The sequence below is a fragment of the Cellulomonas sp. GbtcB1 genome (assembly GCF_019091725.1).
Taxonomy (GTDB): Bacteria; Actinomycetota; Actinomycetes; order Actinomycetales; family Cellulomonadaceae; genus Cellulomonas.
The window spans coordinates 1-231 of the sequence record NZ_JAGXJG010000664.1 but is presented as its reverse complement, the minus strand read 5'-3'; the positions used below and the strand labels follow the sequence as shown (position 1 = coordinate 231).

The following is a 231-nucleotide window of genomic DNA, read 5'->3' as shown; positions in this document are numbered from 1 at the left end:
CTGCACGAGCAGACGCACGCCCAGCAGTTCGCGTCCGCGCCCTGGCTGGCGGGCCACCTGAGCGACCGGCTCCGGGTGCTGCTCGCGGAGGAGGGGTCGCGGCCGCGGTGGCCGGGGCCGGCGCGGGGGGACGGGACGGACGGGGCGGCCCGGGCGGACGGCGACGCCGGCGAAGAGGGCCCGTCGGGCGGCGCGGGTGCCGCGGGGCGCGGGGGGCGGCCGCGCTCGCTG

Annotated in this window: 1 protein-coding gene; it reads left to right on the top strand. The window is 84.0% G+C overall.

The features are described 5' to 3' along the window. A partial coding sequence (locus KVT14_RS21725) for a zinc-dependent metalloprotease (protein ID WP_217617426.1) occupies nt 1–231 on the top strand: 231 nt, incomplete at both ends.